Origin of the sequence: uncultured Corynebacterium sp., from assembly GCF_946998835.1 — a bacterium.
Taxonomy (GTDB): Bacteria; Actinomycetota; Actinomycetes; order Mycobacteriales; family Mycobacteriaceae; genus Corynebacterium.
In genome coordinates, this window is record NZ_CAMQAZ010000030.1 from 22,854 (window position 1) to 31,304 (window position 8,451).

Annotated in this window: 6 protein-coding genes and 1 riboswitch; of the genes, 4 read left to right on the forward strand and 2 right to left on the reverse strand. The window is 58.0% G+C overall.

Annotation, left to right across the window (positions count from 1 at the left end; translation table 11 throughout):
* Positions 1-34: 34 nt before the first annotated feature.
* Positions 35-218: riboswitch (cobalamin riboswitch) on the reverse strand.
* Positions 219-427: 209 nt separating this feature from the next.
* On the forward strand, positions 428-1,549 hold the full coding sequence (locus Q0U90_RS09760) for a Dyp-type peroxidase (protein WP_297454329.1): 1,122 nt from the start codon (positions 428-430) through the stop codon (positions 1,547-1,549).
* A gap of 322 nt (positions 1,550-1,871) precedes the next feature.
* On the opposite strand, the gene ppk2 is transcribed toward Q0U90_RS09760, so the two are convergent.
* The gene (gene ppk2 / locus Q0U90_RS09765) at positions 1,872-2,771 is read right to left on the reverse strand and encodes a polyphosphate kinase 2 (protein ID WP_070601055.1); all 900 of its coding nucleotides are present in this window, start codon (positions 2,769-2,771) and stop codon (positions 1,872-1,874) included.
* A gap of 152 nt (positions 2,772-2,923) precedes the next feature.
* Here ppk2 and Q0U90_RS09770 point away from each other — a divergent pair, with 152 nt between their 5' ends.
* Positions 2,924-3,400 (forward strand): DIP1984 family protein, encoded by a 477-nt coding sequence (locus Q0U90_RS09770; RefSeq protein WP_297454336.1) that lies wholly within the window; start codon positions 2,924-2,926, stop codon positions 3,398-3,400.
* A 787-nt stretch (positions 3,401-4,187) separates the two neighbouring features.
* Here the strand turns inward: Q0U90_RS09770 and groL are convergent.
* Positions 4,188-5,813 (reverse strand): chaperonin GroEL, encoded by a 1,626-nt coding sequence (gene groL, locus Q0U90_RS09775; RefSeq protein ID WP_297454339.1) that lies wholly within the window; start codon positions 5,811-5,813, stop codon positions 4,188-4,190.
* 376 nt (positions 5,814-6,189) lie between these two features.
* Between groL and Q0U90_RS09780 the strand changes: the two genes are divergently transcribed.
* Together Q0U90_RS09780 and Q0U90_RS09785 are read left to right on the forward strand one after the other, a co-directional pair.
* Positions 6,190-7,575: a dipeptidase gene (locus Q0U90_RS09780; RefSeq protein ID WP_297454342.1), complete on the forward strand. Its 1,386-nt coding sequence runs from the start codon at positions 6,190-6,192 to the stop codon at positions 7,573-7,575.
* 239 nt (positions 7,576-7,814) lie between these two features.
* Positions 7,815-8,369 carry a hypothetical protein gene (locus tag Q0U90_RS09785; RefSeq protein ID WP_048731724.1) on the forward strand — a complete coding sequence of 185 codons (555 nt, stop codon included), beginning with the start codon at positions 7,815-7,817 and terminating at the stop codon, positions 8,367-8,369.
* Positions 8,370-8,451 lie beyond the last annotated feature (82 nt).

The following is an 8,451-nucleotide window of genomic DNA, read 5'->3' on the forward strand; positions in this document are numbered from 1 at the left end:
TCGTGATTTCCTCGTCAGTCGTGATCAGCATCGGATATGAAATTGCACAACCGGCAGGCATTCGGACTTGTCATCACTGAAAAGATTGGTTATCAACGCGTCGGATAAACCAAAGCTCTGGTAGTGATGCTTACCGTTGCGGGACAGTTCCGGACTTGCACCGGGATTCCCCTGCATAACTCGAGGGTCTCATGCGCGCTAGGCTCAAAACACACCTTGCGCGGAAAACGTGCGATATGCAGCACTTTCCTTTATGAACACCTTCGAGGCGGTTGTGGATGTGAAGTATATCGCAATATACAAATATCTCATTCACTTAGCCCCTTCCCCGAGCCTGTGCTTTGGTGCTCTCCTGCTGGGGCCAATGTGATTAAGCTCGTAGCCATAAAAGCTATTTATTCCACCTCTTTTAAAGGAGCGACCTCAAGTGACACAGGCTTACGAAAATTCCCTCAGGGGCGCCAAGATTCCGTTCGACGGCCCCGTCCAGTCGGGCATTGAACAGCCCGGCCAGGCGCATCTTCGCCTTGTCGCATTCGATTTGAAGGACGGCGTCGACGCAGCAAATCTGAAGGAGCTGTTCTCCTCGCTTACCGACGTTGCCCGCCGCCTCACCCAAGGCCAGAACATCGAGGGGTACCTGGAACCGGAAATGGTTGCAGCCACTGCAAACCTGACCATTACCGCCGGTTTTGGCGAGCGCATCTTCGACATCCTGGGCAAACCAGAGCGCAAGCCGGCTGGCCTGCACGATATCCCCGCATTCCAGCATGACATGCTTCGCCCTGAGTGGGGCCAGTCTGACTTTGTACTGCAGCTGTGCGGTGACGACCTTGTCACCGTTACGGCCGCATCCCGTTTGCTGGAGAAGAAGGCGGCGCCGTGGGCTGGCGTCAAGTGGTTCCAGAAGGGCTTCTCCTACGCCTGGGGTTCGCAGCCACACGGCGCCACCCCGCGCAACCCGCTGGGTCAGCTCGATGGCACCGTCAACCCGTCCACTCCGGAAGAATGGTCCGAGCAGGTGTGGATTGACTCCAAGGACAAGGCAATCAACAACTCTTGTGTCATGGTTGTTCGCCGTATCGCGCTCGACTTGAACAATTGGGATGAGCTCAGCACCGACGAGCGTTCAATCGTTATTGGCCGTGACTTCCACACCGGTGCTCCCCTTTCCGGCGGCGATAACGAGTTCGACGAAGAGGACATGGACGCCGTCGATGACAAGGGCGAATACCTCATCCACCGCCAGTCTCACCTGGCGCTTTCCCGTGAGCAGGACGGTCGGCCTGACGACGCCCTGCGTCGCCGCGCCTATGCATACGAAGACCAGCCCGGTGAGCCGGCCTTCCCATTCGAGGGACCGAACGTCGGCCTGGTCTGGGTTGCATTCCAGAAGAACCCAGACAACCAGTTCAGCGTAATTCAGGCCCGCTTGGATCGCGGTGATCTGCTCAATGAGTGGAACCGCCACATCGGCTCCGCTGTGTACTGGATTGCCCCTGGCACCACCCCGGATTCCTACTGGGGCCAGGAGCTGATTGAGGGGTAGAGGGCTGCGGTCTGGCGGGCTACAGCCTGGCGGACTAAAAAGCTGGCGGGCTGCAAATGTGAAACTGTGCGAGTTTATGACACTTTCGGGCAAAATTTCTGGCCGTTTTTGTCATAAACTCGGTCACTTTCTCCGCTAAAGCCCATTGGCCTCGCCTCCACCCGCTGTAAGCGCAGCCACTAACTCCTCTAACTCCGCTAACTCACACTGGCCCGCCACTCGCCACACGCCGCCAACCATAAGAAACGCCCGCCGAGTGCCTGAGCACTCATGCGGGCGTTTTATTCAGACAAGAATTTTGTCAGTTACAGGCCACCAAAGATTAGTCACCAATCTGGTCGCGGCCACGCTTAACAATCTTCGGGTCCGGAGTACCGACCAGCTCGTGGTCCTTCTCCGTGTACTCGAACTTGCTCAGCACGTAGCGCATCGCATTGATGCGGGCACGCTTCTTGTCGTTGGACTTAATGGTGATCCACGGAGACTCATCAGTATCCGTGTAGCGGAACTGCTCTTCCTTCGCGCGGGTGTAGTCACCCCAGCGGTCCAGCGAAGCGAGGTCCATCGGAGAGAGCTTCCACTGACGCACCGGGTCAACCTGGCGAATAGCGAAGCGAGTGCGCTGCTCCTTCTGCGTCACCGAGAACCACAGCTTGGTCAGCGAAATACCGGAGCCCAGAATCATGTTCTCCAGCATCGGAACCTCGCGCAGGAACTCTGCGTGCTGGGACTCAGTACAGAAACCCATCACGCGCTCAACGCCCGAACGGTTGTACCAGGAACGGTCGAAGAAGACGATCTCACCAGCGCACGGGAAGTGCTCAATGTAGCGCTGGAAGTACCACGAGGTGGACTCGCGCGGAGACGGCTTTTCCAGGGCCACAGTACGAGCACCACGCGGATTCAGGTGCTCATTGAAACGCTTAATAGTGCCGCCCTTACCAGCGGCGTCACGGCCTTCGAAGAGGATGATGTGCTTCTGACCAGTTTCCTTGGTCCAGTTCTGCCACTTCAGAAGCTCAATCTGCAGCTTCCGCTTAATGGTCTCGTATTCCTTACGAGTCATACGCTCTTCGTACGGGTAACCATCACGCCAGGTATCAACCCGCTCGCCGTCTGGAGTGACCAGTACCGGATCGTCCTCATCAGAGTCATCGACGACGTAACCTTCGGTCTTCGCCAAATCGACGATGTGGAATTCCTCTTCATTCTTGTCAGCCATACCCCCTATCCTACTGAATAACCCCGCCACACGTCCCCCATGCGGGTGCCCTTACCTGCAATTTCCCAGTAGTTAACATCCCGTCTTACCGAAAATGAGGGGGAATCGGCGCGCAATGACCGTCGATAAGCGCTGCGCGTACAATAAATGCCATGTTGTTATCTGAGGCTCTTGCCGCACGATCCGAGGTTTCCGACCGTCTGGCTGAAATTAATCGTCGCCTGTCGCTGGTCGCCCAGGTGCAGGAAGGCGATACTCCTGACGAGGATCCACAGGCGCTTATCGCCGAAGCCGAGCGTCTGATGGCACGCTTCGAATGGCTCGTGCGCTCCATCAACGCAACGAACTCCGCCACCACTTTCGAAGACGGCTCGCTTAGCGACGCGCTTGCGAAACGCGACCACCTGCTAACACGGCGGCGGTTCTACACTTCCGTGGCCGATCAAGGCTCGGAGCGACGGGATCGATACTCGGCCTCCGAGATTCGCTATGTCTCTACCGTCGATATCCAGTCGCTGCGTAAGAAAGCCGATCAGGCATCGAAGGAATACCGGGATTTGGATACCCGTATCCAGCAGGCGAACTGGTCGACCGAGCTCATAGAGGCCGAAAATAAGCCGGCTGAGTAGTAAAGTGGCGAGGCCTGCTAGCGGAGCTAGAAGAATTTCACATTTTAATAAGTCGGTAGTTGCATCCAGATCGTCGGCGAGCGCGACGGCCCGTCTCTGGCCTTAAGGAGACACCTATGATCTCACCTGTACTGAGGCAGCAGGATTAATAACAGATAGTCCTCGGCATTGCGTACACGGGTACAGATTATCGGTTATTTTTCACTACCAAGCGCTGAGGCGTCTGATGCAACGAGGGTGGGTTCGGGGACTTAAAACTTCTTTTTTGCAGGGCGCCTCTCCCCTAGCGTCGAAATTCACACTTACCGCCCCAAATCAGGGCCACCTTTACCTAAGGTCTCGATTTGGGTGGGCTTCACATTGGAAACTCCCAGGGCAGTTCCGCTCAGCGCCCACAAAAAGGCACACAAATCGAGCCCCTGCGTCAACACCCCCGGTAAACCTCGTTAACAGTTAATTTGAGCGCCGCCAGCCACGCCACAAACCCCAAAGTAACGATTAAAGCCGTTCACACACCCCTAAATGACGCAGACTCGCATGTTTGGTGCTATTTTCACGCTTTACGACGGCCGCGACCTGGGCTTTTAGCGAGCCCAAACCACCAAACATGCGAGTCTAGGTAAAAATGCCCAATTTCCGTCCGATAAAGCCGATGACCGCGGAACAGCCAAAAAAGCGCCGATGGAACCAAACAGATCCCATCGGCGCCTTTAATGCGCTAACTAGCTGTCAGCGAGCAATCTCAGCCAGAGATACCAGCCACAGATACCAGCTAGGAACTCCTAGATTAGAAGCCCATGCCGCCCATCTCGTCGCCACCTGGCATTGCCGGCATAGCCGGTTCCGGCTTGTCAGCCACAACAGCCTCGGTGGTCAGGAACAGAGCTGCAATGGAAGCAGCGTTCTGCAGTGCGGAGCGGGTGACCTTCACCGGATCGTTGATGCCGGCTTCCATCAGGTCGATGTACTCGCCGGTGGCAGCGTTCAGGCCCTCGCCCTGCGGCAGGGAAGCAACCTTCTCGGTGACGACGCCAGCCTCAAGACCAGCGTTCAGAGCAATCTGGCGCAGCGGAGCTGCGAGAGCCGCACGCACGATGCGGACACCGGTTGCCTCGTCGCCGGTCAGACCCAGCTCGTCGTCAAGCACGTGCGAGACCTGCAGCAGTGCGGAACCGCCACCAGCGACGATGCCCTCTTCCACAGCGGCCTTTGCGTTGCGGACGGCATCCTCGATGCGGTGCTTGCGCTCCTTGAGCTCGACCTCGGTTGCGGCGCCAGCCTTGATAACTGCAACACCGCCGGCGAGCTTAGCCAGGCGCTCCTGCAGCTTCTCCTTGTCGTAGTCGGAGTCGGAGTTCTCGATCTCAGCGCGGATCTGGTTGACGCGGCCCTCAATAGCGGACTGCTCGCCAGCACCCTCGACGATGGTGGTCTCGTCCTTGGTGACGACGACCTTGCGAGCGCGACCCAGCAGCGGCAGGTCAGCGGTCTCCAGCGACAGGCCGACCTCCTCGGAGATGACCTGGCCATCGGTCAGGATAGCCATGTCCTGCAGCATTGCCTTACGACGGTCACCGAAGCCCGGAGCCTTTACAGCGACGGACTTGAAAGTACCGCGAATCTTGTTAACGACCAGGGTGGACAGAGCCTCGCCCTCGACGTCCTCAGCGATAATCAGCAGCGGCTTGCCGGACTGCATGACCTTCTCCAGCAGCGGCAGCAGGTCCTTGATGTTGGAGATCTTGCCGGAAACCAGGAGGATGTACGGATCCTCCAGGACTGCTTCCTGGCGCTCCATGTCGGTGGCGAAGTAACCGGAGATGTAGCCCTTGTCGAAGCGCATACCCTCGGTCAGCTCCAGGTCGAGGCCAAAGGTGTTGGCCTCTTCCACGGTGATGACGCCTTCCTTGCCAACCTTGTCCATAGCGGTGGCAATCAGCTCACCGATAGCCGGGTCAGCAGCGGAGATGCCAGCGGTAGCAGCAATCTGCTCCTTGGTCTCGATGTCCTTAGCGGACTCCAGCAGCTTCTCGGTTACGGCCTCGACAGCCTTCTCGATGCCGCGCTTGATGCCCATCGGGTTGGAACCAGCGGCAACGTTGCGCAGACCTTCGGAAACCAGAGCCTGAGCCAGAACGGTTGCGGTAGTAGTACCGTCACCAGCGACGTCGTCGGTCTTCTTGGCAACTTCCTTGACCAGCTCGGCGCCGATCTTCTCGTAAGGATCCTCAAGTTCGATTTCGCGTGCAATGGAGACACCGTCGTTGGTGATCAGCGGTGCGCCCCACTTGCGCTCGAGGACTACGTTGCGACCCTTCGGGCCCAGCGTGACCTTGACAGCGTCGGCCAGGGTGTTCAGACCCGTTTCGAGACCGCGGCGGGCCTCCTCGTCAAATGCAATCATCTTAGCCATGAGGTTTGAAGAATCCTCCGTCTATTTATGTGGCACTTACATTGGAAGTTGACCCAGGCGCCCGCGACGGCATGTGATTCGAGGGAAGCGCCGCCCTCTCCATCACCGGAGTCAACACTGTACTTTTTAACGACTTTTTCAACACTTGTTTCAGCGCTTGCTGCAGCATGTGGCGCAATTTACTGCAACGCACATATACAGCACACACATATACAAGGTGTGAAGTTGTTTTTATTAGCACTCAATTACAGCAAGTGCTAATTCACTTTTTTAGCACTCAACCCCCTCGAGTGCAAGGTTAAGTGCCGCTCCAACCCGTCGCTGCCAACGCCGTCGCTGCCAACGCCTCCACGGCTGTGCGCCTACACTGTCGCACATGAGCATTATTGATAAGGAACTCACGAACACCCTGCGAGACCACATCTCCAGCCAACGCGAGACCATCCGCACTCAGCTGACCGAGCTGGTCGCTTTCCCATCCGTACACGGCACCGAAGAAACCAAGCAGGCCTGCATCGACGCAGCCCAGGCGGTTACCGACATGTACGCAGAGTTGGGTATCGAGCTGGAGGCGCACCACACCATCGACGGTTCGATTGCGCTGTCGGGTTTCGTCCCCGGGTCGTCGGAAAGCGCGAAGACCGTACTGCTCTACTCCCATTACGACGTCCAGCCGGCGGGCGACGAATCGGCTTGGACCGCGGACCCGTGGAAGCTCGATGAGCGCGATGGCCGCTGGTACGGCCGTGGCACCGCCGACTGCAAGGGCAATGTGGTGATGCACCTCGCTGCGCTGCGCGCGCTGCGTGACGACGCGCTTGCGGGCCGTGTCGACATGCCAAACATCAAGCTCATCGTGGAAGGTTCCGAGGAGCGCGGGTCGGCGGGCCTGAACAACCTCATCGCCACACAGCCAGAGCTTTTCGACGCCGACGTCATCCTCATTGCGGATGTCGGCAATGCCGAGGTTGGCCAGCCGACGCTCGTGACCACTCTGCGCGGCACCGCCGATGTGGAAGTACGCGTCGATGCGCTGGAGCAGCCGGTTCACTCGGGCATGTTCGGCGGCGCAGCCCCGGATGCGCTGGCGGCACTGATTCGCATGCTCGACAGCCTGCGCGATGAAAATGGCTTTACTTCTATTGATGGACTGGACTGCTCGCAGCGGTGGGAGGGCCTGGACTACTCGCCAGAGACTTTCCGCGCTGACGCCGGCGTGCTCAATGGAGTGGGCCTGATTAGCAACGAGGACACTTCCGTCTCCGATCTGACCTGGGCGCGCCCGTCGGTGATTGTGACCGGCATCGACTGCCCACCGGCAACCAATGCTGTCAACGCGATTTCGTCGACCGCCATGGCGCACATTAACTTCCGCATCCCAGGCGGCGTTGATCCGGCTGAGGCGCAGGACGCGCTGGAAAATCACCTGCGCGCACATGCTCCGTGGGGCGTGAAGGTGACGGTCGAACGCGACGAGCTGGCTAACCCGTTCCGGGCCAACGTTGAGGGCAAGGTTGTGCAACTGGTCGCTGACAGCCTGTCGGCCGCCTATGGCAAGGAGACCGCAAGCATGGGCGAGGGCGCCTCAATTCCGCTGTGCGCCACCCTGCTGGACGCCGTACCAGGTGCTGACATCGCGCTTTACGGCGTGGAGGAGCCACAGGCTCGCATCCACTCGGCTGATGAATCGGTCGACCCGAACGAGATTCGCGACATCGCTATTGGCGAGGCGGTTTTCCTGGCCTCTGTCAACGGAATTTAACGGGGACAGCAAAGAATCCACCAAAGATATTGATTGAATGACTTGTGTCACATCTTTTACCTGTAGTAAGGTTCCACCCATGCAGCAGAACATTCTTATTCGAGTAGCGAAGGCTACGAACCCCGGTGGAGGCCGACAGGACTGACCCCTCCACACGGGGTCTCTGGCCGCAACTTCTCAAAGCACTTGGTTGGTCCGCCACTCACAGCAAAAGCAACTAAGCAAAGGACCAGAAAAGAATGTTTCCCACTCGCACCCAGAAGAACATGTCCACTTCGACGACGTTCACGGGCAAGCGCCCTTCGTTGGAGCACCAGGACGACGGCAATGTGCGAACTTATTCCGACGATCCATTTAGGGCTCGATTCGGACATCGCCTGCCTCGAGGCTTAAGGCAAGAAGCTCGTGGCATGAACTGGCAGAAGTTCAAGGACACCTACTCCCCCACGAGCGGCCCGGTTCAGATCAAGAATTTCGAGGCAACCCGCGGCACCCTGGGGCGCTGGAATTTCAACGCTGACTTAACACTGACCGACAAGGACGACCACACCCACACCTTCACCCAGGAGATTACCGCTATGGGGCCGGTGTCGGCTTGCACTAATCTGCTGGCTGATGCAGGTTACCGCGTGGAAATCGTGGAATTCCACCAGTTCGAAATCTTCGAAGCTACCGCTACCTTTGTCTATGCAGGTCACAACAATGACCATGTGTGGACCATGGGCTTCGGCCAGACTCCGGAGGCTTCCGTGCTCTCCGCTTTGGTCTGCGCTGCTAACCGCCTGCATGGGTAGGACGCGGATGCTGCTCGTTTAGTAAACGGGGGGTGTCCCTATGTTTTTGTCAAGTGCCAGACCGATGTTGACGAGCACAGTC